This window comes from Mesorhizobium sp. P2_H9, from assembly GCF_056403215.1.
Window position 1 is genome coordinate 290,454 of record NZ_JBFUFX010000006.1, and the last position, 22,775, is coordinate 313,228.

The following is a 22,775-nucleotide window of genomic DNA, read 5'->3' on the forward strand; positions in this document are numbered from 1 at the left end:
GAAGATGCCGCATGCCGAAAAGGGCCTGGCTGTCGGGCTGTTCGGCGGCTCGTTCAATCCGCCGCATGCCGGCCATGCGCTGGTTGCCGAGATTGCCTTGAGGCGTCTGGCGCTTGACCAGCTGTGGTGGATGGTGACGCCCGGCAATCCGCTGAAGAGCACGCGCGAGCTGGCGCCGCTCAGCGACCGGCTGCTGCAGTCGGAGCAGATCGCCAAGAACCCGAAGATCAAGGTCACCGCCTTCGAGGCCGCCCACCATATCCGCTTCACCGCCGACACGCTGGCGCTGGTCAAGGCGCGCAACCCCGGCGTCGATTTCGTCTGGATCATGGGTGCCGATAGTTTGCGCGATTTCCACCGCTGGCAGCGCTGGCGGCAGATCGTCATGACCTTTCCAATCGCGGTGATCGACCGTCCGGGGGCAACGCTGTCGTTCCTGTCGTCGGTCGTCGCCAAGACCTTCGACTACGCCCGCGTCGACGAAGGTGACGCGCCGCGGCTCGCCCGCATGAAGGCGCCGGCCTGGACCTTTATCCATGGCCCGCGGTCATCGCTGTCGTCGAGCGCGATCCGCAATATGGCAAAGCTGTGATCGGTTCGGGGCCATGATCGATCAGGACCTGCCTGCGGTTCATGCCGTCTGGATCGGCGGGCCGCTCGGGTCGATGCATGTCGCAAACTCTCGTTCGCCGATGTGCCGCCGACCTCGCCGCTGGGCGAAATTCTGGCCATGTGAGCATCTGCGCTGCTGGCCGTCCGGCGATGTCGCTTTTGCGGCGGCTTTTCGCCGTGCGGTGGGCGATGGTGCGTGAATGCTGGAGAAGGACCGCGCCACAATCGATCCGGAAGGCAAGCCGTCGGCGCCGCTGATTGCCATTGCCAGCGTCGTCGTGTCGATGGCGCTGATCGCCGTCGGCAACGGGCTGATGTTCGCCTATATTCCGGTGCGGCTCGGCGCCGAGGGTTTCGATCCGACCTGGGCCGGGCTGATCATCACCGGGCTTTCGGCGGGCGGTCTCGCCGGCTGCATCCTGACCGGACCGCTGGTCAGAAGGGTCGGCCATGCCCGTGCCTTCATGGTGCTGTCGGCGCTGATCGCGCTCTCCAACGCCGCTGTCGGCGCCGGGACGCATCCCATCGTCTGGATTGCAGCGCGGGCTCTTTATGGCTTCTCGATCTGCGGCCTTTTCATTGTCGCGCAGAGCTGGCTGAACGACGCCGTCGCCAACGCCATACGCGGCAGGGTGATGGCGTTCTTCTACGTCGCCTATGTCGCCGGGCTCGGTGTCGGCTACGCGACGCTGGCGCTGGTTGACATCAATACGGCGGAGGCACCGCTGGTCGGCATCGCCTTCACGGCGTTGTCGATCCTTCCCGTCGGCATGACGCGGCTCGCTCAGCCACCGGCGCCGCGGGCGGCATCGGTAGCGCTGCTTCGGGCTTGGCGGATCTCGCCGGTCGGTGTTGCCGGCATGCTGGCCGTCGGCGGCCTGTCGATGGCGATTGCCGGCTTCGCGCCGATCCATGCCACGGCCAAGGGCTACAGCCAGGCCGATGTGGCGCTGCTGCTGTCGGCCATGCCGGTCGGCACGCTGATCCTGCAAATCCCGCTCGGCTGGATCTCCGACCGCACCGACCGCCGCTATGTGCTGATCGCCGCCTCGGCACTTGCCGCCGGTGCGGGAGCGTTTGCCCTCGGTTTCGATGGCGGCGCGCTGGCCGCATTGATCGTCATCTATATCGTCTGGGACGGCGCCTCGGAATCGATCTACTCGCTGGCCAGCGCGCATGCCGCGGACCGCGCCGGCAAGGACGACATGGTGGCGCTGTCCAGTTCGCTGCTGTTTGCCTGGTCGCTGTCGGGTTTTGTCGTGCCCGGCATCGTGACGGCGCTTTCGGCCGTCTACGGTACGCAGGCCTTCATCTATGTGGCGATCGTCATTGCCGCCGGCTTTTGCCTGTTCGTGCTGTGGCGGGTGGCCACCACGCGGGCGGTTCCCGCCACTGAGACCGGCAGCTTCGCGCCGATGACGGCGCAGGCGCCGCTGCCGGTGGAACTCGCCTTCGCGGGCGAAGAGCCGCGCCGCACGGATAACTAGTCCTATTGCCTTGTGGCCGAGGGTTCTTGATACGGCGCTTCCGGCGGCGGCGCGGGCACCGAAATCCCTTCGGCATCGAAGGATTGCTTGGCGCGCTTGGTGAGATCGATCTGGGTGGCGAAGAAATCGGCTGACGAGGTCCAGTAGCGCAAGGTGATGGCGACGGTGCTGTCCCCGACGGTGGCGACAAAGGCTATTGGCGCCGGCTCGCGCTTGGCGCGCCGTTCGGCAGCGGCGGTGGCCAGCATCGTCTTTTGGGCAAGATCGATGTCATTCCAGGAGCCGATGGTCAGCGTTATGTCGCCGCGGCGAACGCCATTGCGCGTATAGTTGCGGACCGGCTGGTTCCAGAGCGTCGAATTGGGCGCAAGCATGTAGACACCGTCGACGGTCCGCAGCCGGGTGGCGAACAGCCCTATCTCCTCAATGATGCCGGAAATGGCGCCGACTTCGACATATTCGCCGATGCGGAAGGGCCGCAACGCCAGCAGCATGATGCCGGCGGCGATGTTCTGCAACGTGCCTTGCAGGGCCAGACCGATGGCGAGGCCGATGGCGCCGATGGCGGCAATGATCGACGCTGTCTGCACGCCGAACTGGCCAAGCACCATGATGACGACGAGGATCAGGATGGCGTAGCGGACGATCTTCGAGAAGAAGTGGCGCAAGGTTGCGTCGAAGCCATGGATGTGGCCGAGGCCGGCGAAGATAGATCGTTCGGCGAGCCCGGCGATGACGTAGCCGACGACCAGCAGGATTATCGCTCCGACGGCCGAGAAGGAATAGGAAACGATCAGCGTGCTGAGTTGCGCAAGGCCTGCTTGCACCGTGAGAAGGGTGTTCTGGGGGTCGATTGGCATGATTGGGAATCCGTGTTGGTCGGCAAGTCGATAACCCTCGCAAGGCGTCCGGGTTCCCATTTTTGTCGAGGCGCGGAACCGCAATACGGGCCCTGCGTTTGCGATGGCGGAGCCTGCCGTCTTGAAACTGCAACGGAACTCTGCCTATCTAAGTGGTGTCACCTGCTTTGAAGGGTGATTTGGTTGTTCTTGCTGCGAAAGGAAATACACTGAGAACAGCACTGCGGAAGAAGGCCGACATCGTGCCTTCGCCGGCCGGGATCAGCGTAAACGACGCCGTGTCCCGCGCCATCAAGACAGTCCTTGCCAGTCTGGAAGACTCCAAGGCCGAAAACATCGTCTCAATCGACATTCAGGGGAAATCGAGCCTCGGCGACTACATGGTCGTTGCGTCGGGCCGATCGCACCGTCATGTCTCGGCTGTCGCCGACCATCTGCTCAAGGCGCTCAAGGATGCCGGTCTCGGCATGGCGCGCGTCGAAGGGCTGGCCGGTGCCGACTGGGTCCTGATCGATTCGGGCGACATCATCGTCCATGTCTTCCGCCCCGAAGTCCGCGACTTCTACAATCTTGAAAAGATGTGGCAGGCGCCGGATCTCGAGGAAGAGACCCTCCACTGAGCAGCTTTTGTTTTAGCTGCTCTTCGAGGCGAGGATGAAGATTACCGTTCATGCCGTGGGCCGAATGAAAGCCGGCCCCGAGAAGCAACTCGCCGACCGTTATTTCGAACGCTTCGCCAAGAGCGGCCCGGCGGTGGGGTTCGAATTCTCAGGTGTTGTCGAGATTGCCGAAGGTCGCGCCCAGACCGCCAATGAGCGTCGCCGCGAGGAAGGCCAGAAGCTGCAGACGCTCTTGCAGCAAGGCAGTGCGCTGATCCTGCTCGACGAGCGTGGCAAAAACCTGTCATCCGAGGATTTCGCCGGGCGCATCGGCCTGTTGCGCGATGGCGGCCGCAAGGCCCTGGTCATCGCCATTGGCGGCGCCGACGGTCACGATCAATCGCTGCGCGATCAGGCGGAATTGACGGTGTCGTTCGGCGCGCTGACCTGGCCGCATCAATTGGTGCGTGTGATGCTGGGAGAACAGCTGTACAGGGCGGCTACCATTCTTTCCGGGCATCCCTATCATCGCTCGTAATCCCGCGAATTGGCGCGATCCGCCCGGATTTCCGCCCCAATGCGCAGCCAGATTGCGCTGAGCTGGTGGACCTTTCGAATATGGTTGATTGTTCGTTAACGAAGCCGCGCATAGAGTCGGGCTTCAATGTCTGAAGACTGGAAATCAAGAACGAGCTCCTGGCGCGCGCGCTGCGGCATCGCTGCGGCGGCGGTTGCGCTTTCGCTGGGCGCCGTGCGGGCGCAGAACACGCTGGACATGGCGCCCGATCCCGATCAGAGCCGGGCCGAGTACGAGCAGGTCTCGAAAGAGATCACGCTGTCGTCTGAGCGGTTGGGCAAGCTTGCCGCCGACATCGCGGCGGTCAAGAAGGACCATGCATCGATCACCGCGGCGCTGATCCAGTCGGCGATGACCGAGCAGAAGCTCGGCCAGGACATCGAGGACATCGGCGCCAAGCTTGAAGGGCTGAAGGGGCAGGAGCAGAAGCTCCGCACTTCGCTGATGGCGCGGCGCGACGTCCTGGCTGAGGTGCTGGGCGCGCTGCAGCGCATGGGGCTCAACCCGCCGCCGGCGATCCTGGTCAAGCCCGAGGACGCGCTGTCTTCGGTGCGCAGCGCCATCCTGCTCGGCGCGGTGGTGCCGGAACTGCGCCAGCAGACCGACAGCTTGCTGGCCGACCTCAAGGAACAATCGCGGGTGACCGCCTCTATCGAGGCCGAGCGGGCACGCCTGACCGCGGCGGTCAGCGAGCAGGCAGCGGAAAAGAAGCGGCTCAGCATGTTGCTCGAGGCCAAGCAGAAGCTCGAAGCGGACACCTGGACGGCGATGGTGGCCGAAAAGCAGCGATCCCAGGCACTTGCGGCCAAGGCCGGCAGCCTGAAGGAGCTGATCGCCTCGCTCGAGGCCGACAAGAGCCGCAAGGCGGCGGATGCCGTTAAGGCCGGCGAGCAGAAGGCGGCTGACGCCGACAAGGCGGACGCAGGCACAACCGCGTCAACGGAACTGGCGTCGCTGCCGGTGCCGGAAGGCAATCAGCTGACCGCCACGGCGCCGTTTTCGGCACTTCAGGGGCAGGTCGCGCTGCCGGTCACCGGCAAGATCAAGCGGCGCTTCGGGGCCGACGACGGTAACGGCGCAGTGATGCTTGGCGACATGGTTGCGACACAATCGGGAGCCATCGTCACCGCACCGGCGGACGGAAATGTGCTTTATGCGGGGCCCTTTCGCTCCTACGGTCAACTCTTGATCCTGAACGCAGGTGACGGCTATCATGTCGTTCTGGCGGGGATGAGCAGAATCAGCGTCGCGTCTGGCCAGTCGGTGCTCGCAGGAGAGCCGGTCGGCGCGATGGGAGAGGCCCGGGTGGCAAGCACCTCGGCCTCGAAGAATGGAAATGCCACGCCGGAACTCTATGTCGAGTTCCGCAAGGATGGAAAACCCGTCGATCCGACCCCATGGTGGGCGGACCGTTTTTCTGGAAGGACGTGAAATTATGCGGAAACTGTCGCTTCTGTTTGCCGGTGCGCTGATGGGCGCATCAGCGATGAGCCTGGTCTACGGCGCGCCTGGCTCGACGGCGAACGCTGCGGGCTCCGAAACCTACAAGCAACTGGCGATCTTCGGCGACATCTTCGAGCGTGTTCGGGCGCAGTATGTGACGCCGCCGGACGACAAGTCGCTGGTCGAAAACGCCATCAACGGCATGCTCGCCTCGCTTGATCCGCACTCGTCCTACATGAATGCCGAGCAGGCGCAGGACATGCGCGTGCAGACCAAGGGTGAGTTCGGCGGCCTTGGCATCGAGGTCACCATGGAGAACGACCTGGTCAAGGTGATCACGCCGATCGACGACACACCGGCCGCCAAGGCTGGCGTGCTGGCCGGCGACTATATCGCCAAGATCGACGGCGACGAGGTGCGCGGCCTGACGCTGAACGACGCGGTCGAGAAGATGCGCGGACCGGTCAACACGCCGATCAAGCTGACCATCCTGCGCCAGGGCGCCGACAAGCCGATCGAGCTGACGGTCGTGCGCGACATCATCAAGGTCAAGGCGGTCAAGTTCCGGGTCGAAAACGACGTCGGCTACATGAAGATCACCTCGTTCACCGAAAAGACCTATGACGACCTCGAGAACGCCATCGACACCATCAAGAAGCAGGTGCCGAACGACAAGCTCAAGGGCTATGTGCTCGATCTCAGGCTCAACCCGGGCGGCCTGCTCGACCAGGCTGTGAGCGTGTCCGACGCCTTCCTCGACCGTGGCGAGATCGTCTCGACCCGCGGCCGCGATCCCAAGGACGTCACCCGCTTCGACGCAAGGCCGGGCGACGACATCGGCGCCAAGCCGCTGATCGTGCTCGTCAATGGCGGCTCGGCCAGTGCCTCGGAAATCGTTGCCGGCGCGCTGCAGGACCTGCGCCGCGCCACCGTGGTCGGCACGCAGTCCTTCGGCAAGGGTTCGGTGCAGACCATCATCCCGCTTGGCGAGAACGGTGCGCTGCGTCTGACGACGGCGCTCTACTACACGCCATCCGGCAAATCGATCCAGGGCAAGGGCATCACGCCCGACATCAAGGTCGACCAGCCGCTGCCGCCGGAATTGCAGGGCAGGGATCTGACTCGTGGCGAATCGGACCTCAAGGGCCACATCAAAGGCGCCGATGAGAGCGATACCGGTTCGGGCTCGGCTGCCTATGTGCCGCCGGATCCGAAAGACGATCTGCAGCTCATCTATGCCGAGCAGCTGTTGCGCGGCCAGAAGACCGATCCGGCATTCCCGCCGAATCCGGAGAAGGCTGTGCTCAACCAGTAAGGGTCGACCCGGCCGGGCAAGCAGCTCTGGCCGGCTGATCGAAGCAATGCAATGCTGCCGGGACCGTGAGGTTCCGGCAGTTTGATTCGGGGATGCTGCTTGGCAGACATCGTAAAGGATATCGAACGCCCGCTCGGACAGACCGTCCGGTCGCCGCGCGTGGCCCGCAGCACCAGCAGCGGTGCGGTTGCGGCCACGCTTGCCGTGCTGGCGGTGGTCGGCATCTCCGGTGCGATCGCGCTGCGCGAAAAGCCGTTCCGCAAACCGGAAGCAGCCACCGTGTCGACGCCGAAAGTGACGGCCGCGGCAGAGCCTGCGGCCGCACCGGTCACTGCAACGGCAGCGCCGAAGGCGGACGCGCCGGCCAAGACAGGCGGGCCGCAGATCATCCATGTGCAAACGGAAGAGGGCGACGGTCCGCCCAAGGCGGCCATCGTCATCCACGACCCGTCGACGCTCGGCCAGAACCTGAAGATCGCGCATATTCCCGACAAGGCGCTGATCGAGCCCAGCGACACCGGACCGTTGCCGATCCGTGCCGCCGACGGAAGGCGGCCGTTCGATGTCTATGCGCGACCATGGTCCGGCGCGCGCGGTGCCCGCGTGGCGATCGTCATTGGCGGGCTGGCCGTGTCGCAGACCGGCACGCAGGCGGCGATTGCCAAGCTGCCGGCCGAGGTGACGCTGGCCTTCGCGCCGCAAGGCAACAGCATCGGCCGCTGGATGCAGGCGGCGCGGCAGGGCGGGCATGAGATCGTCCTGCAGGTGCCGCTGGAGCCGTTCGACTATCCCAACGTCAATCCCGGCCGCAACACGCTGACTGTTTCCGCGACGCCGGATGAGAATTTGAAGAATTTGCGCTGGGCGCTGTCGCGGACCACCAACTATACCGGCGTCATGAACTATATGGGCGCGCGCTTTTCGGTCGATGCGACAGCGATGGGGCCATTTATGGCCGAGCTCGGCAGACGCGGCCTGGCCTATGTCGACGATGGCTCGTCGGCGCGCAGCCTGGCGCCAGACCTGGCGTTGAAGGACGGCGTGCCGTTCGTCGCCGGCGACACGGCGATCGACGCTGTGCAGGATCGCGGCGCGATTCTCAAAAAGCTCGACGCGCTGGAAGCCACCGCGCGGGCCAAAGGCTCTGCCGTCGGCATAGGCTCGGCCTTCGACCTGACCGTCGACACGGTGTCGTCCTGGGTGATCGAAGCCAAGAAGCGCGGCATCGAGATCGTGCCGATCTCGGCGGTGGCCATTGACCCGGAAAAAGGCTGACAGCCGTTTTGATAATTCTACTCCGGCGGGCATCTGGCGGCGTTTTCTGCGCTTCCGGTGCTCACGTACTTTAAGTACGCTCCGCTCCGGTTCTCGAAAGCGCTGCCACCTGCCTCGCCGGAGCGAATTCTCAAAACGGCTGGAAATCTGACCCGATGTCGAAGAAGAAACGTGTCGACCCCGAAACGCTGCCCTATCGTCCCTGCGTCGGGCTGATGATCCTCAATGGCGACGGCCTGGTCTGGGTCGGCCATCGCATTGCCGAACCGGACAGCGAATTCGCTGGCACGACGCAGCTCTGGCAGATGCCGCAAGGCGGCATCGACAAGGGCGAGGAGCCTCTGCAGGCGGCGGAGCGCGAACTCTACGAAGAAACCGGCATGCGCTCGGTCTCGCTGCTGGTCGAAGCGCCGCACTGGATCAACTACGACCTGCCGCCCGACCTGGTCGGTATCGCCTTCAAGGGACGCTTTCGCGGTCAGACGCAAAAATGGTTTGCCTTCCGATTTCACGGCGAGGCGAGCGAAATCCAGATCAATCCGCCGCCGGGCGGGCATGCGGCCGAGTTCGACAAATGGGCCTGGCGGCCAATGCAGGACCTGCCCGAGCTGATCGTGCCGTTCAAGCGCAAGGTCTATGAGGACGTGGTGGCGGCGTTCCGGCATCTGGTGGCGTAAGGCGGCCAGGAACGGCATCGTCTCCGCATGGTTGCCGCGCCCGCGCGGCGGCCCTATTGATGGGTTGATGCAACAAGGGGCTGGCATGAGCAACGCCGCCAAAGGGTCTCTCTCCGAACCTTTAGACACTGCCGGCGAGCCGGTCAGCGAAGCGGCGGCCGGCGCGATTCTGACCATCGACCTTGGCGCCATCAGGGAAAACTACCGGCGATTGAAGGCGCAACTGGGTGGCGTGCGGTGCGCCGGTGTCGTCAAGGCCGACGGCTATGGTCTGGGCGCGGCACCAGTCGCACGGGCGCTGGCAGAAGAAGGTTGCAGGATCTTCTTCGTCGCGCTTTTGGCCGAGGGTCTGACGCTGCGCAAGGCTCTCGGACCCCAACCAGTGGTCCATGTCCTCAACGGCCTGCCGCCCGGCTCGGAAGCAGAGGCGGTTGCAGCGGACCTTGTTCCCGTCATCAACAGCGCTGGCCAGCTCAAAGCATGGGGTGAAGCCGGCCGACAGGCCGGCAGGAAACTGCCAGCCGCCATCCAGGTCGACAGCGGCATGTCGCGGCTCGGCATGGCACCTGCGGAAGTGGAAGCGATTGCTGCTGATCCGCATGCCTTCGACGGCATCGCCGTTACCCTTGTCATGAGCCATCTCGCTTGCGCCGACGAGCCGGAGCATCCGGCCAACGAGCGGCAATGGCTGGTCTTCGAACGCCTGCGAAAGGTGCTGCCCGAGGCTCCCGCCTCGCTCGCCAATTCCTCCGGCATCTTCCTGGGGTCGGCCTTTCATTTCGACCTCGCCCGCCCGGGGGCGGCGCTCTACGGCATCAATCCAACGCCGGGCGAACCGAACCCGATGCTGCCGGTGGTGCGGCTGCAGGCCAAGGTCGTGCAGACGCGGCGACTCGAAAAGGGAGCCGGCGTCGGCTACGGCCACATTTTTCACGCGACGGGTCCGTTGAGCGCGGCGACAATTTCACTTGGCTATGCCGATGGCTGGCACCGCCGCGCGGCTTCCGCCGCCTGGTTCGAAGGCGTGCGCTTGCCCTTCCTCGGGCGCGTGTCGATGGACTCGATCATCCTCGACATTTCCGCGCTGCCGGCGGGCAAGCTTGCGGAAGGTGACCTCGTCGAACTCCTGGGTCCCTTACAGAGCGTCGACGATGCCGCCGGTCATGCCGGCACCATCGGCTATGAAATCCTGACCAGCCTCGGCTCCCGCTTCCATCGCCGCTACGACAACGGATAGCGGCAGAGCACGCAAGCACTTGGCGGACGCTGCAAAATCCGGCAGACAGAAAGCGACGGTCTGGGCTTCAAGCCCAGGCGAGACGTCGTCGTGGAGAATGGTGCGATGAAGATCCTGGTGTTGGGCGGCGGCGTGATCGGGGTCACCACCGCCTATTTTCTCGCCGAGGCCGGCCACGAAGTGACGGTGATCGATCGCCAGAAAGGTCCGGCGCTGGAAACCAGTTTTGCCAATGCCGGCGAGGTGTCGCCCGGCTACGCCTCGCCCTGGGCGGGACCCGGCATCCCGCTGAAGGCGATCAAGTGGCTGCTGATGAAGCATGGGCCGCTGGTGGTGCGGCCGGCTTTCGATCCGCATATGTGGGTCTGGCTGCTCAAGATGCTGCGCAACTGCACGGCGGAACGCTACGCGGTGAACAAGGCGCGCATGGTGCCGCTCGCCGAATACAGCCGCGACACGCTGAAGGCGCTGCGCGAGACGACCGGCATTGCCTATGATGCGCGGGCCAAGGGAACGCTGCAGCTTTTCCGCACGCAAAAGCAGCTCGACGGCACGGCCGGCGACATCGAGGTGCTGAAGACCTATGGCGTTCCCTACGAGGTGCTCGACCCCGATGGCTGCATCGCGGCGGAGCCGGCACTGGCGGGCGTGCGCGAAAAGTTCGTCGGTGGCCTCAGGCTGCCGGGCGACGAGACCGGCGATTGCAAGATGTTCACCGACCGTCTGGCGGAGCTGTGCGTGGCGCGCGGCGTCACCTTTGAATACGGCACGACGATCAGACGCGTCGTCAAGAACCGCAACCGCATCACCAACATCGCCACCGACAAGGGCTGGCGGGTAGCCGACGCCTATGTGATGGCGATGGGTAGCTATTCGGCGAAATTCATGCGCCAGCTGAAACGGCCGATCCCGGTCTACCCGGTCAAAGGCTATTCGATCACCGTGCCGATCAAGGATGCGGCCGCCGCGCCCGAATCCACGATCATGGACGAAACCTACAAGGTGGCGATCACCAGGCTTGGCGACCGCATCCGCGTCGGCGGCACGGCGGAAATTTCAGGCTTCGATCTCAGGCTGCACGAATCGCGGCGCCGCACGCTCGAGCACTCGGTCGGCGACCTGTTTCCGGAGGGCGGCGACCTCAAGGCGGCGACGTTCTGGTGCGGGCTGCGGCCGATGACGCCGGACGGACCGCCGCTGATCGGCCGCACGGAGTTCTCCAACCTCTATCTCAACACCGGCCATGGCACGCTCGGCTGGACCATGGCCTGCGGCTCGGCCAAGGTGCTGGCCGACATCATCTCCAGCCGGGTGCCGGACATCAATGTGCGCGAGTTGGGGCCAGAGCGGTATCAGAGTTAGTGCGAGTGTTTGCCGAGCCGATTCACACCAGCAGTTACGGTGGGATTGGCGGAGACCTCCATGAGGTCGTCATCCTGGGGCGGAGCAAGGAGCGAAGCGACGCGGCGCAGACCCCGGGATCCATGCCGTGAGGCTAAGGTGTTGCCACGGTTCAGAATTCTGCTCCGCTGCAGCCTTCGATAGAGGTCACGGAATGGATCCTAGGGTCTCCGCGACGGAGCTTCGCTCCTGCTTCGCCCTAGGATGACGAACGTTTGGCGGCCTTCAATCGGCTGTCGTCGTTATGCTCTAAAACGCTTCCTTCACCCAGCCTTTGCTGAACAACAGGCGGTAGGCCCACGGGATCGTCACTTTCGTCGAGACCGGGTTGGAGTGGGCGACATAGTCGTCGTAGATCGGCTGCATCCTGGCATAGAAGGCGGGATCGAGCACCATCATGCCGTTCTCCGAATCGTGGAAGAAGCTGCGGTTGTTGAGGTTGACCGACGAGATCGTCACCAGCCTTTCGTCGATCATCATGATCTTGGAATGCAGCACGACATCGGGCGCCTTGAATTCGCGGATGTTGATGCGGTCGCCGTATTTCTCGACGAACAGCTTGTTCAGCGCTGTCAGGAACTTACCGCCGATGTCGCCCTTGAGGTCGATGCGGCCGACGATGTCAATCCTGACGCCACGGGCCAGCGCCCGGTCGAAGGCCAGAGCGAGCTTCGGCGTCAGGTTGAGATAGGGATTGACGATCTCGATACGGTGCTCGGCGGTGTCGATCAGCTCGACGAAATAGGCTTCCAGAGCATGCCCATCCTCGTAAGGCACGGAGATGAAATGTCGCGCTGTGCCTTGCGGACGCTGGCTGCCTGAGCGGACCGGAATGGAGAAGGGCCTGATAATGTTGGTGTCGGCGTCGCGCAGCCACAGCGTCGAAAGATGCGCGGCGAGCGTCTCGACCGTGGCCCGGTCCGATATCTCGATGTCGAAGTCGCTCCAGTTCGAATAGTAATTCAGCGACAGTCCGTCGGTCCGGCCATATTGCTGGAGGTTCGGGTAGCGCGACAGGTCGACAGGCTGGTGGAACAGGAAGCCGTCATGGATGTTGCGGCCGCCGATGATGACGCGGGAGCGGCCCGGATCGTCGCTAAGCGTCGCCAGCATCTTGACGTGGTGGGTCTTGTGGAATTGCGACAGCTGCTCGTCGATCGGCGCGCCGTGGTCTGGCCGCCAGCGGTATTCCTGCAGCTCGACATTGGGGAATTCGGCCGCCAGCCGATGCAGCATGGCGTCGTCCTTGTCGCGCTCCAGCACGTCGGTGACCATGATGCGCACCTTGGTGCCGAGCGCGGCGTGATGGCGGATCAGCCGCTCGATAATGCGGCCGGAAAAGTCCGCCTTGAACTCCAGCGACGACAGATAGATCAGCCTGAGTTTGGGCGCGTGCGAGAAATCGAGCGGCAGTTCGGGATCGCCCTTGTCGAAGGCGCTGTCGGGCAAGGCCGCGCCCATCAGCGCTTCGACCTTGGCGTTGAAGCCCTCGCGCGACTTGCGCAACAGTCGTGGTGACCCTAGCGGCAGCGAGCAGGTCTGCGACAGCCAGCGGCTGGCGTAGAAAACGTGGTCGAGTTCTTCGAGGCCGGCCGGATCGGGGACCGGACAGCGCTGGTAGCGGCTATCGAAGGCGGCCAGCGCCGGGTCGGCGATTTCTTCGCGCAGGATGGTGAGCGGCGTGCCGGCCAGCGCAAGGCTGGAGCGGATTTGCAGGTCGCAGCGGTTCACACTTTCGCTCGGAAACAGGCTGACGGCGACACCCTCCCCGGACAGGTGGAAACCAAATGCCGCGCCCCTGGCGATGGTGCGCGAATGGCCGCCGGCACGGAGCGCCAGCGCACCGTCGCAGGTACCGCCGATGTCGACAGATTGCCGTCCCGCCTGGCGCAGCAGGATTTCGACCGAGCGTGCCTGCAGGCCGGAAAAGCTGAAGGTCTTTGGCTGAGATGGCCGGGCGGCGGCGTCGACATAGAGCGTCTGCCGCGACACCCGCCAGCGGCCGTCGAAACGGCCTTCGCCCGCTTGGCCGCTCGCCGGCGGCACCTGCGCGGTGGCGAGCGGCTTTGCCAATTGTTCCAGCGCCCGATAGGTCGCCTGGAAATCGCTGTTGGCGATGGCGTGACGATCATGGCCGAAAGGGCCGGTACCATTGGTGCGGTCGATGGCGCCGATCTGGTTGTGGGCGAGCAGCGCCAGGAACTGCTTTTCGTAGTCGCTGGTGCCGGTGTCGCCGAAAAACCGGTTGGCCGCGATTTGCGGTTCTGATGTACCCGCCGACAGCGACGGTCTCGAGCAATCCTTTCCGTTGGGGAAGAAATCACAGCCATGGCGAAGTGGTCCGGCGCAACCGGCAAGCGCGGCAAACGCCAGTCCGAACAGGGCCATGCACGCGGCCCGGTTCAACCCGCTGCCTCGTTCAATTCCTTCAACTGGGCGGGATCGCGCGGCGGCATGAAGCCTTGCGGAAAGACCTTGCAGACCGGAAGCACGAAGGTGGCGATCAAAAGCTCTGCCTCGCCGCGCATCTTCTTTGGCGCCGTCCTGTCATCGCGGATCGTCCTGGCCGAAGCGATGAGCGCGCTGTCACAATCGCAATGGTTGCGACGGGCGATGTAGCAGGCGTCATGGGTTTGGCAAGCCCTATCGAGGCGGTCGACCGGCCGGGCCGAGAGGTCGCCGGTGCGGGTGCCGGGGCCGCAGTAATTGCCGAAGACGAAAGGCGAGGGGCGTGCCATGGCCGTGCGGATCGGCTTGGGCAATTCCGCTTCCGGCACCTTCGTCCACGGGTTGGCGCAGGCCGAGACGAAAACCAGCGGCAGGATGGCAAGAACGGCTCGCATGTCTATCCGCGCCAATTTCCGAAAATGTCCCCACCCAGCGCTTTGGCCACGTGATCGAGAACGCCTGCACCTGATGCCACACTGGCCGATTTTGTGGCAAGGGCAAGGCGGCTTGGTTCGCACTACGGACGGTACATTCGTGCCCGACGCGCCCCGATCCTATACGAATAGCCCGCGTTCCCGCTCCACCGCCTTGGTGATGAAATTGGCGACGATCTGGACGCGGCGCAGCGGCCGGACCGATTCGTGATAGACCAGCCAGTAGGCGCGGCGGATGGGCGCGACGATGTCGACCGGCAGCAACTCCGGCATCGAGCGGGCGACGAAGGTGTGCAGGATACCGATGCCGGCCCCCGATCGCACCGCTTCCGCCTGGCCGAGTGCCGAGGAAATGGCAAAGCTGGTGCGCCAGTCGGCGCTGAACTCGGCCGCATAGTCGAGCGAGGGGCTGACGATGAGGTCCGGCACGTAGCCGATCAGATTGTGCTGGCCAAGCTCGGCGGCTGTTTTGGGCAGACCATGCGCCTCGGCATAGGCGCGGGAGGCGAACAGGCCGAGCGTGTAATCGACCAGCTTCCCCGCCACCAGTCGGCCTTCCGTTGGCCGCTCGACGGTGATGGCGATGTCGGCCTCGCGCCTGGACAGCGAGAAGGAGCGCGGCACCGGCACCAGCTGGATGGTGAGTTCGCGGTGAAGCGCGGTGAGCTGGCCGAGGTGCTTGGCCAAAAAGGCGACGCCAAAACCGTCCGGCGCGCCGATGCGCACTGTGCCGGAGACATCGTCGCCCTCGCCGGCAACGGTGGAGCGCGCGGCGATCATGTCGCCCTCCATGCGCTCGGCGATGTCGAGAAAGCGCTCGCCGGCCGGCGTTAGCTCGCTACCGGTGGTAAGCCGGCGAAAGAGTTTCGTCCTGAGCGCATCTTCGAGCGCGGCGATGCGGCGCGAGACGGTGGCGTGGTTGAGCTCCAGCCGCTTGGCGGCGCCAAGGATCTGGCCGGCACGGGCCACGGCGAGGAAGATGCGGACGTCATCCCAGTTCATGGGAATGGTCCCGGTGAAAACGGTCAAGGCTCAACGTGTGGTTCCAGCAATCGACGCTGCACCCTATCATTTGCGGCAATTAATGCACAGACACCAACCGATATCTATTTTACGCACAACGGTTGCGTTCTGGCTCGCGTTGCCATCGACCGCGCAAAGGCGTTGAATAATCCCATCACAACAAAGGGAGAGAAATCATGATCGACTACGGTCATTTCATCGGCGGCAAGCATGTCGCCGGCACCAGCGGCCGCAAGCAGGATGTCATGCAGCCGATGGACGGCACTGTGCGCGGCACGGTGGCGCTGGCTTCGCAGGCGGAACTGCGCGCAGCGGTCATCAATGCCAGGGAAGCCCAGCCCAAATGGGCGGCAACCAACCCGCAGCGGCGCGTGCGCGTCTTGATGAAGTTCCTCGAACTGGTCGCCAAGGAATACGACTCGCTGGCCGAGATCCTGGCGCGCGAGCACGGCAAGACCATCGCCGACGCCAAGGGCGACATCCAGCGCGGCCTCGAAGTGGTCGAAGTCTGCATCGGCGCACCGCATATGATGAAGGGCGAATTCACCGATGGCGCCGGCCCCGGCATCGACGTCTATTCGATGCGTCAGGCGCTCGGCGTCGTTGCCGGCATCACCCCGTTCAATTTCCCGGCCATGATCCCGCTGTGGAAGATCGCGCCGGCCATCGCTTGCGGCAACGCCTTCATCCTGAAGCCTTCCGAGCGTGACCCAGGTGTGCCGATGCGCATCGCCGAACTGTTCATCGAGGCCGGCCTGCCGGCAGGCATCCTCAACGTCGTCAATGGCGACAAGGACGTGGTCGACGCCATCCTCGACGATCCTGATATCAAGGCCATCGGCTTCGTCGGCTCGACGCCGATCGCCCAGTACATCTATTCGCGCGGCACCGCGTCGGGCAAGCGCGTGCAGTGCTTCGGCGGCGCCAAGAACCACATGGTCATCATGCCCGATGCCGACATGGACCAGGCCGTCGACGCGCTGATAGGCGCCGGCTACGGCTCGGCCGGCGAGCGCTGCATGGCGATCTCGGTGGCGGTTCCGGTCGGCAACGACACCGCCAACCGGCTGATGGAAAAGCTGATCCCGCGCGTCGAAAGCCTGAAGGTCGGCCCGTCGACGGATTCGTCCGCCGATTTCGGCCCGCTGGTCACGGCGCAAGCGCTGGAGCGGGTCAAGGGTTATGTCGACATCGGTGTCAAGGAAGGCGCCAAGCTGGTCGTCGACGGCCGCGGCTTCTCCATGCAGGGCTATGAAGACGGCTACTATATGGGCGGCTGCCTGTTCGACAATGTGACGGCGGACATGCGCATCTACAAGGAAGAGATCTTTGGCCCAGTGCTCTCGGTGGTGCGTGCACCGACCTATGAGAGCGCCATCAAGCTCGCCAACGACCATGAAATGGGCAATGGCGTGGCCATCTTCACCCGTGACGGTGACGCGGCGCGCGACTTTGCAAGCCGTGTCCAGGTCGGCATGGTCGGCGTCAACGTGCCGATCCCGGTGCCGATCGCCTATTACACCTTCGGCGGCTGGAAGGGTTCCTCCTTCGGCGACCTCAACCAGCACGGCCCGGACGCGTTCCGCTTCTACACCAAGACCAAGACGGTGACGTCGCGCTGGCCGTCCGGCGTCAAGGATGGTGCGGAGTTCGTCATTCCGACGATGAACTAGCCGGACGATTTCCTGTTTGCGCGTCCTCGCCTTCGGCTGCGGGTGCGCGGGCAGGCATCAAAGATGGTGCAGAGTTTGTCATTCCGACGATGAACTGAGGTCGGATTTTATCGAGCCAAGGGCGCGGCTTTTGCCGCGCCTTTTTTTGCACGGCATCCTGTTGCTTGGATCGTGTCATGCGGTGACAAAATCCTGTGAGGTGGCGCCGGTGACGGCAAGGCAATGGTGCTTGTTTTCGGATCGGGACCTCACCATATCGAATCGAGGGAATGAGACAAAATTCCCAGACGACAGACCGGAAACCAGAAGGAGTGACGTGATGAAGACGTCGGACCCGGCCTGGAACGCTCCGGCATATTGAGGCTGCCTATGTGCCTCCCTTTGCCGGAACGTGAAGGCGAAGGAGGTGCCAAATGGCACACATATTTTCGTTTCGATGGATCAGGATAGCCGCGATCGCCGCCGCGTTGGCGCTGTCGACGCTGCCCGCTCAGGCGCAACTCGTCTGCGGCGGCCACAGTGACGTTATCGCCGGACTGGCGCAGGCCTTTCAACAGAGGCAGATCGGCTACGGTGTTGTCGGGCAAGCTGCCGTTGTCGAAATCTATGTCTCGGCAAGTGGGACATGGACCCTGCTGATAACCGACGTAAACGGCCAAAGCTGTATCCTCGCGATCGGTGAGGGATGGGAGAATACCCTCACCGTGAACGCGATGGCGCACGGGAACTGAGCTGCCTGATCAGCGCGTGGCAGCTGCCTCGGCATGGCCGCGCAGCAGCGCCATCAGGCGCTTGGCGTCCTTGGCGGCGGCCTCTTCGTCGCCGGCCAAGATCGAGCGGATCAGCGCGACGTGGTGCTCGGCAGACTCAGCGAGGCCGGTGTCGGCCTTGTAGCGGAACCAGAAGCGGCGGCTGTGGGTCTGCAAGGGTGCGGCCAGCCGGGCAGCGAACGGATTGTCGGCGGCCAGCGCCAGTGCCTCGTCGAGTGCCTTGTCGGCCTGGATGAAGGCAAGCACATTGCCGGAGATGACCGCCTTCTGCATGGCAAGCGCCGCATCGTGAAACAGGTCGGCTGCCTCGCGGGTGACGAAGCGGGCGGCCGAGCGGGCCAGTACCACTTCGATGCCGCGCCTGGCGTCGAGAACGCGCAGCCAGTCGCCGGGATGCAGCGGGGCAATGGCAATACCGGCGCGCGGCCGGACATCGAGCAAGCCTTCCCAGGCCAGCCGCTGGATCGCCTCGCGCACCGGCGTGCGCCCGAGCTTGAGCCGCTCGATCAACGCGCCTTCGGTGACGAAGCTGGCGGGCGCCAGCTCGAGCGTCACGATCATGTGCTCGAGCACGCGGTAGGCTTTCGCCGCCACCGGCTCTGCGCTTTGGCTTTCGTCGACCAATGCCAAGGGTCATCTCCTGATATATTTTGGATATATCACAATGGAATCCGCATTGACAGCGGCTTTCGCTTGAAATATATCACTGATATATCAGATGGAGAGATGACCATGTGGACCGGAGTTTTCCCCGCCGTCACGACCAAGTTTACCGAGGACGACCGCCTCGACCATGCCGAGATGGAGCGCTGCTTTGCTCTGCAGATGGAGGCCGGCTGCGACGGCATCATCGTCTGCGGCTCGCTCGGCGAAGGGCCGATGCTGTCGCCCGACGAGAAGATCGAAGTGCTGAAGACGGCGCAGAAGGTCGCCGGCAAGAAGCCGGTGTTGCTGACCGTCAACGAGGCCGGCACCCGCGAGGCGGCGACCATCGCACGTCGCGCCGCGAAGGAAGGCGCCAACGGGCTGATGGTGGTGCCGAGCCCGATCTACCACACCAATGAGGAAGAGACGGTCGCAGCACTGCGCGCCGTCGCTCAGGCCGGCGATCTGCCGGTGATGATCTACTCCAACCGGCTTGCCTACCGCGTCGACGTCACCGTCGACCAGATGGAGGAGCTGGCGTCGGACAAGCGTTTTGTCGCCATCAAGGAATCCTCCGACGACATCCGCCGCTCGACCGAGATCATCAACCGCTTCGGCGACCGCTACGATCTGTTCACCGGCGTCGACAATCTGGCGTTCGAGGCGCTGTCGGTCGGCGCCATCGGCTGGGTGGCCGGACTGGTCGTGGCGTTCCCGCGCGAGACGGTCGCCATCTACCAGCTGATGAAGCAGGGCCGCCGCGAGGAGGCATTGAGCATCTACCGCTGGTTCCGGCCGCTGCTCGACCTCGACGTGTCGACCTATCTGGTGCAGAACATCAAGCTCGCCGAAGTTTTTGCGATTCAAACCAACGACCGGGTGCGCATGCCGCGCCAGCCGCTTTCGGGCGAACGCCGCAAGGCGGTCGAGAAGATCGTCAAAGACGCGTTGGCGGTGCGGCCGAATCTGCCGCAGTTTTGATGGCTCTCTTCTCCCCGTTCACGGGGAGAAGATGGCGGCAGCCAGATGAGGGGCAGCGCCCACGTGCAAGGAAATTCCAAATCGGCAGAAGCGGGGCGCCGCCCCTCATCCGCCCTTCGGGCACCTTCTCCCCGTGAACGGGGAGAAGGGGAAGATATCGCCATAGTCGGTGGCGGCATCATCGGCATCTGCGCCGCTGCCTTTCTGACTGAGGCAGGGCGCAACGTCACGATCTTCGACCGGACGGGCATTTGCGAAGAGACGAGCTCCGGCAATGCCGCTGCCTTTGCCTTTTCCGACGTGCTGCCGCTCGCCCACAAGGGCATGATCAGGCAACTGCCGAAATGGCTTGCCGACCCGCTCGGGCCGCTCAGCATTCCGCCCGCCTATCTGCCAAAACTCCTGCCCTGGCTGTTCCGCTTCTGGCGTGCCGGGCGCAGTGATCGCTATGAGGGCAGCATCGCGGCACAAGTCGCGATGATGCGGCTCGCCGAAGCCGAATGGGCCGGGCTGATGGCGCGCTCCGGTACCGGAGACATGCTGCACGAGGACGGCTCGCTCGAACTCTATGAGAGCGAAGCCGAGTTCAAGGCATCGCTGCCCGGCTGGGCGGCCAAGCAGCGTTTCGGCATCGGCTTTCGCCATGTCGATGGCGAAGAGCTGGCGCGGCTGCAGCCAGGTCTGTCACCGCGCTTCATCAAGGCCACGTTCGTGCCGGGATGGAAGACCGTCGCCGACCCGAAATTGCTCGGCAAAGCCATCTGGGCCTATGCGCAGAGCAAGGGCGCGCGTTTTGAAAAGGTTCGGATCGAACGTATCGATGCGGCTCAGGACGGCGCGACGCTGACGCTGGCCGATGGCACGACGCGGCAGGCAAAACACCTCGTCATCGCCGCCGGCGCCTGGTCGCATCTGCTGGCCAAAAATCTCGGCGACCGCATCCCGCTCGAAACCGAACGCGGTTACAACACGACGCTGCCGAAGACCGCCTTCGATGTGAAGCGGCAGCTGATCTTCTCCGGCCATGGCTTCGTCATCACGCCGCTCGATACCGGCCTGCGCGTCGGCGGCGCGGTCGAGCTCGGCGGCATCGAGCGGCCACCCAACTATGCCCGCTCGAAGGCGCTGCTGGGAAAGGCGAAAGCCTTCCTGCCGGGGCTCGATCCCTCAGGCGGCCGCGAATGGATGGGGTTTCGTCCCTCGCTGCCGGATTCGCTGCCGGTCATTGGCGGCGCTCGGAACGGCCCGTCTGTCGTCTATGCCTTCGGCCACGGCCATCTCGGCCTGACCCAGTCGGCTGCTACCGGCCGCTTGATCCGCGATCTCGTTCTCGGGCAGACTCCGCCGATCGATCTCGCCCCTTTCAGCCCACAACGGTTTTGAGTTCCAGGAGACGTCATGGCCAAGCATTCCTTCTTCTGCATCGACGGCCACACGTGCGGCAATCCCGTGCGGCTGGTCGCCGGCGGCGGGCCACTGCTCCAGGGCTCGACGATGATGGAGCGGCGCGCGCATTTTTTGGCCGAGTATGACTGGATTCGCACCGGACTGATGTTCGAGCCGCGTGGCCATGACGTGATGTCGGGCTCGATCCTCTATCCGCCGACGCGGGAGGATTGCGACATTGCCATACTGTTCATCGAGACGTCGGGCTGCCTGCCGATGTGCGGCCATGGCACCATCGGCACGGTAACGATGGCCATCGAGCACGGGCTGATCAAGCCGAAGACGCCGGGCGTTCTGAGGCTCGACACGCCGGCCGGCCTGGTCACCGCCGAATACAAACAGGTTGGCGAGTATGTCGAGGAAGTGCGCATTACCAATGTGCCATCATTCCTCTATGCCGAGGGACTGACGGTCGAATGCCCCGGGCTCGGCGAGATCAGTGTCGATGTCGCCTATGGCGGCAATTTCTACGCCATTGTCGAGCCGCAAGAAAACTATCGCGACATGGCTGATCATTCAGCCGGCGACTTCATCGCCTGGAGCCCGGTGGTGCGACAGCGGCTCAACGAGAAGTATTCCTTCGTGCATCCGGAAAATCCCGGCATCAACCGGCTGTCGCACATGCTGTGGACCGGCAAGCCGACGGTGGAGGGGGCCGACGCGCGCAACGCCGTCTTCTACGGCGACAAGGCGATCGACCGCTCACCGTGCGGGACCGGCACCTCGGCGCGGATGGCGCAGCTCCATGCCAAGGGCAAGCTCAAGGCCGGCGACGACTTCGTCCACGAATCGATCATCGGCTCGCTCTTCAAGGGCAAGGTCGAGAAAGACGTCACCGTTGCCGGCAAACCGGCGATCATTCCCTCGATCGGGGGTTGGGCGCGGATGACCGGGCTGAACACGATCTTCATCGACGACCGCGATCCGTTCGCGCATGGCTTCGTCGTCAAGTGACGTCGAGTTGTCCGGCCTGAGAGCCGCCTGCTTCCTTGTCAGCCGAAACCTCCTGACGAAACCAGTCGGCGAATTTGACCGCTGCCGGTGAGGCCTGCGCCAGCATGGTCAGGAAGTAGCCCTTGTCGCGGTTGGTCGCGATCTCCGACAGGACGATCAGGTCGCCGCGCTTCAGCTCATCGCGAAAAACTTCGACGGGGCAGAGCGCCACGCCGTGGCCGGCGATGACCGCCGTCGCAAGAATGCTGAAGTCGGCGAAAACCGGGCCATTGCCGACATCGACGCCGGGCAGGCCGCTTTCAGAAAACCATTCGCGCCAGCCGTCGCGGGTCTCGTCGTGCAACAGGTCGGCGCCGGCGATGCCGGCCGGCGTGCGCAGGTGTTCCTTGCCGGCGAGATAGTGGGGGCTGCACACCGGCCGGTTGAGGCGGGAAAACAGCTTGAGGCTGGTGACGTCGGGAGAGGGATCGGCGCCGAGCGTGATCAGCACATCGTTGTGGCCGTCGATGAACCTCTCATCGGCCTTGGCATAGGCGACCCGCATGCCGATACCGGGGTGACGGGCGGCAAAGTCGGACAGACGCGGCACCAGCCAGCGGCTGGCGATGGAAGGGATGCAGCCGACGGACAAGGTTTCCTGGCCGGCATTGCGGCGAATGCGGCGGCAAGTGGCGTCGAGTTCGGCAAGCGCGCCACTGGCCGAGGTCTGCAGGATCACCCCGGCTTCGGTCAGCCGCACCTTGCGGGCATCCCGGTGAAACAGCGAGACGCCCAGCCATTCCTCCAGCCGCCGGATCTGGTGACTGATGGCCGGGTGGGTGACGTGAAGCTCTTCGCCGGCAGCCGAAAAGCTCAAATGGCGGGCCGCCGCCTCGAAAGCGCGCACGGCATTCAACGGGATGTAGTCCATCTGTCAAA

General features: G+C 64.2%; 22 protein-coding genes. 16 read left to right on the top strand and 6 right to left on the bottom strand.

What is annotated here, in order from left to right; genetic code table 11:
* Positions 1–4 precede the first annotated feature (4 nt).
* From AC1DXN_RS13725 to AC1DXN_RS13735, 3 genes are read left to right on the top strand one after another with little or no spacing between them, the layout of a single operon-like run.
* The gene (locus AC1DXN_RS13725; protein ID WP_477271466.1) at positions 5–592 is read left to right on the top strand and encodes a nicotinate-nucleotide adenylyltransferase; all 588 of its coding nucleotides are present in this window, start codon (positions 5–7) and stop codon (positions 590–592) included.
* A 13-nt stretch (positions 593–605) separates the two neighbouring features.
* Positions 606–812, top strand: a complete 207-nt coding sequence (locus AC1DXN_RS13730; protein WP_477270570.1) for a hypothetical protein — start codon at positions 606–608, stop codon at positions 810–812.
* Positions 813–2,099 (top strand): MFS transporter, encoded by a 1,287-nt coding sequence (locus tag AC1DXN_RS13735; protein WP_477270572.1) that lies wholly within the window; start codon positions 813–815, stop codon positions 2,097–2,099.
* 2 nt (positions 2,100–2,101) lie between these two features.
* On the opposite strand, the gene AC1DXN_RS13740 is transcribed toward AC1DXN_RS13735, so the two are convergent.
* The gene (locus tag AC1DXN_RS13740; RefSeq protein ID WP_477270574.1) at positions 2,102–2,959 is read right to left on the bottom strand and encodes a mechanosensitive ion channel family protein; all 858 of its coding nucleotides are present in this window, start codon (positions 2,957–2,959) and stop codon (positions 2,102–2,104) included.
* Positions 2,960–3,201: 242 nt separating this feature from the next.
* Between AC1DXN_RS13740 and rsfS the strand changes: the two genes are divergently transcribed.
* From rsfS to AC1DXN_RS13780, 8 genes are all read left to right on the top strand, one after another.
* On the top strand, positions 3,202–3,579 hold the full coding sequence (gene rsfS, locus AC1DXN_RS13745; protein ID WP_477246006.1) for a ribosome silencing factor: 378 nt from the start codon (positions 3,202–3,204) through the stop codon (positions 3,577–3,579).
* 34 nt (positions 3,580–3,613) lie between these two features.
* Positions 3,614–4,096, top strand: a complete 483-nt coding sequence (gene rlmH, locus AC1DXN_RS13750) for a 23S rRNA (pseudouridine(1915)-N(3))-methyltransferase RlmH (protein WP_477270576.1) — start codon at positions 3,614–3,616, stop codon at positions 4,094–4,096.
* Positions 4,097–4,222: 126 nt separating this feature from the next.
* The gene (locus AC1DXN_RS13755) at positions 4,223–5,566 is read left to right on the top strand and encodes a murein hydrolase activator EnvC family protein (protein ID WP_477246010.1); all 1,344 of its coding nucleotides are present in this window, start codon (positions 4,223–4,225) and stop codon (positions 5,564–5,566) included.
* A gap of 1 nt (position 5,567) precedes the next feature.
* Positions 5,568–6,893, top strand: coding sequence for a S41 family peptidase (locus tag AC1DXN_RS13760; RefSeq protein ID WP_477271468.1), 1,326 nt, complete (start codon positions 5,568–5,570; stop codon positions 6,891–6,893).
* A 99-nt stretch (positions 6,894–6,992) separates the two neighbouring features.
* Positions 6,993–8,168 carry a divergent polysaccharide deacetylase family protein gene (locus AC1DXN_RS13765; protein ID WP_477270578.1) on the top strand — a complete coding sequence of 392 codons (1,176 nt, stop codon included), beginning with the start codon at positions 6,993–6,995 and terminating at the stop codon, positions 8,166–8,168.
* A 155-nt stretch (positions 8,169–8,323) separates the two neighbouring features.
* Positions 8,324–8,845: an RNA pyrophosphohydrolase gene (locus AC1DXN_RS13770; protein ID WP_477270580.1), complete on the top strand. Its 522-nt coding sequence runs from the start codon at positions 8,324–8,326 to the stop codon at positions 8,843–8,845.
* Between the two features lie 85 nt (positions 8,846–8,930).
* Positions 8,931–10,082 carry an alanine racemase gene (gene alr / locus AC1DXN_RS13775; protein ID WP_477270582.1) on the top strand — a complete coding sequence of 384 codons (1,152 nt, stop codon included), beginning with the start codon at positions 8,931–8,933 and terminating at the stop codon, positions 10,080–10,082.
* A gap of 105 nt (positions 10,083–10,187) precedes the next feature.
* On the top strand, positions 10,188–11,444 hold the full coding sequence (locus tag AC1DXN_RS13780; protein ID WP_477270584.1) for a D-amino acid dehydrogenase: 1,257 nt from the start codon (positions 10,188–10,190) through the stop codon (positions 11,442–11,444).
* Between the two features lie 288 nt (positions 11,445–11,732).
* Here the strand turns inward: AC1DXN_RS13780 and AC1DXN_RS13785 are convergent, their stop codons facing one another.
* From AC1DXN_RS13785 to AC1DXN_RS13795, 3 genes are all read right to left on the bottom strand, one after another.
* Positions 11,733–13,871 carry a phospholipase D-like domain-containing protein gene (locus AC1DXN_RS13785; protein WP_477270586.1) on the bottom strand — a complete coding sequence of 713 codons (2,139 nt, stop codon included), beginning with the start codon at positions 13,869–13,871 and terminating at the stop codon, positions 11,733–11,735.
* 14 nt (positions 13,872–13,885) lie between these two features.
* Positions 13,886–14,326: a hypothetical protein gene (locus AC1DXN_RS13790; RefSeq protein ID WP_477270588.1), complete on the bottom strand. Its 441-nt coding sequence runs from the start codon at positions 14,324–14,326 to the stop codon at positions 13,886–13,888.
* Positions 14,327–14,485: 159 nt separating this feature from the next.
* A complete protein-coding gene (locus tag AC1DXN_RS13795) occupies positions 14,486–15,367 on the bottom strand; it encodes a LysR family transcriptional regulator (protein WP_477246022.1) in 882 nt (293 codons plus the stop codon).
* Between the two features lie 197 nt (positions 15,368–15,564).
* Here AC1DXN_RS13795 and AC1DXN_RS13800 point away from each other — a divergent pair, with 197 nt between their 5' ends.
* Positions 15,565–17,061 carry a CoA-acylating methylmalonate-semialdehyde dehydrogenase gene (locus tag AC1DXN_RS13800; protein WP_477270590.1) on the top strand — a complete coding sequence of 499 codons (1,497 nt, stop codon included), beginning with the start codon at positions 15,565–15,567 and terminating at the stop codon, positions 17,059–17,061.
* 413 nt (positions 17,062–17,474) lie between these two features.
* A complete protein-coding gene (locus AC1DXN_RS13805; protein ID WP_477270592.1) occupies positions 17,475–17,792 on the top strand; it encodes a hypothetical protein in 318 nt (105 codons plus the stop codon).
* Between the two features lie 9 nt (positions 17,793–17,801).
* Here the strand turns inward: AC1DXN_RS13805 and AC1DXN_RS13810 are convergent, their stop codons facing one another.
* Positions 17,802–18,455, bottom strand: a complete 654-nt coding sequence (locus AC1DXN_RS13810; RefSeq protein ID WP_477246612.1) for a GntR family transcriptional regulator — start codon at positions 18,453–18,455, stop codon at positions 17,802–17,804.
* Positions 18,456–18,563: 108 nt separating this feature from the next.
* On the opposite strand from AC1DXN_RS13810, the gene AC1DXN_RS13815 reads away from it, so the two are divergent.
* From AC1DXN_RS13815 to AC1DXN_RS13825, 3 genes are all read left to right on the top strand, one after another.
* Complete coding sequence (locus AC1DXN_RS13815) at positions 18,564–19,457, top strand: dihydrodipicolinate synthase family protein (RefSeq protein WP_477270594.1); 894 nt, start codon at positions 18,564–18,566, stop codon at positions 19,455–19,457.
* 63 nt (positions 19,458–19,520) lie between these two features.
* Positions 19,521–20,840: an NAD(P)/FAD-dependent oxidoreductase gene (locus AC1DXN_RS13820; protein WP_477270596.1), complete on the top strand. Its 1,320-nt coding sequence runs from the start codon at positions 19,521–19,523 to the stop codon at positions 20,838–20,840.
* A gap of 15 nt (positions 20,841–20,855) precedes the next feature.
* A complete protein-coding gene (locus tag AC1DXN_RS13825; RefSeq protein ID WP_477270598.1) occupies positions 20,856–21,857 on the top strand; it encodes a 4-hydroxyproline epimerase in 1,002 nt (333 codons plus the stop codon).
* Here the strand turns inward: AC1DXN_RS13825 and AC1DXN_RS13830 are convergent.
* Positions 21,850–22,767 (bottom strand): LysR substrate-binding domain-containing protein, encoded by a 918-nt coding sequence (locus AC1DXN_RS13830; RefSeq protein WP_477270600.1) that lies wholly within the window; start codon positions 22,765–22,767, stop codon positions 21,850–21,852. The genes AC1DXN_RS13825 and AC1DXN_RS13830 overlap by 8 nt on opposite strands.
* Positions 22,768–22,775: the final 8 nt, after the last annotated feature.

Bases quoted from the DNA above. Each gene is read 5' to 3' on its own strand.
- AC1DXN_RS13725 (WP_477271466.1), top strand. From the start codon at position 5: ATGCCGCATGCCGAAAAGGGCCTGGCTGTCGGGCTGTTCGGCGGCTCG.
- AC1DXN_RS13730 (WP_477270570.1), top strand. From the start codon at position 606: ATGATCGATCAGGACCTGCCTGCGGTTCATGCCGTCTGGATCGGCGGG.
- AC1DXN_RS13735 (WP_477270572.1), top strand. From the start codon at position 813: ATGCTGGAGAAGGACCGCGCCACAATCGATCCGGAAGGCAAGCCGTCG.
- AC1DXN_RS13740 (WP_477270574.1), bottom strand. From the start codon at position 2,959: ATGCCAATCGACCCCCAGAACACCCTTCTCACGGTGCAAGCAGGCCTT.
- rlmH (WP_477270576.1), top strand. From the start codon at position 3,614: ATGAAGATTACCGTTCATGCCGTGGGCCGAATGAAAGCCGGCCCCGAG.
- AC1DXN_RS13755 (WP_477246010.1), top strand. From the start codon at position 4,223: ATGTCTGAAGACTGGAAATCAAGAACGAGCTCCTGGCGCGCGCGCTGC.
- AC1DXN_RS13770 (WP_477270580.1), top strand. From the start codon at position 8,324: ATGTCGAAGAAGAAACGTGTCGACCCCGAAACGCTGCCCTATCGTCCC.
- alr (WP_477270582.1), top strand. From the start codon at position 8,931: ATGAGCAACGCCGCCAAAGGGTCTCTCTCCGAACCTTTAGACACTGCC.
- AC1DXN_RS13780 (WP_477270584.1), top strand. From the start codon at position 10,188: ATGAAGATCCTGGTGTTGGGCGGCGGCGTGATCGGGGTCACCACCGCC.
- AC1DXN_RS13785 (WP_477270586.1), bottom strand. From the start codon at position 13,871: ATGGCCCTGTTCGGACTGGCGTTTGCCGCGCTTGCCGGTTGCGCCGGA.
- AC1DXN_RS13790 (WP_477270588.1), bottom strand. From the start codon at position 14,326: ATGCGAGCCGTTCTTGCCATCCTGCCGCTGGTTTTCGTCTCGGCCTGC.
- AC1DXN_RS13795 (WP_477246022.1), bottom strand. From the start codon at position 15,367: ATGAACTGGGATGACGTCCGCATCTTCCTCGCCGTGGCCCGTGCCGGC.
- AC1DXN_RS13800 (WP_477270590.1), top strand. From the start codon at position 15,565: ATGATCGACTACGGTCATTTCATCGGCGGCAAGCATGTCGCCGGCACC.
- AC1DXN_RS13805 (WP_477270592.1), top strand. From the start codon at position 17,475: ATGGCACACATATTTTCGTTTCGATGGATCAGGATAGCCGCGATCGCC.
- AC1DXN_RS13815 (WP_477270594.1), top strand. From the start codon at position 18,564: ATGTGGACCGGAGTTTTCCCCGCCGTCACGACCAAGTTTACCGAGGAC.
- AC1DXN_RS13825 (WP_477270598.1), top strand. From the start codon at position 20,856: ATGGCCAAGCATTCCTTCTTCTGCATCGACGGCCACACGTGCGGCAAT.
- AC1DXN_RS13830 (WP_477270600.1), bottom strand. From the start codon at position 22,767: ATGGACTACATCCCGTTGAATGCCGTGCGCGCTTTCGAGGCGGCGGCC.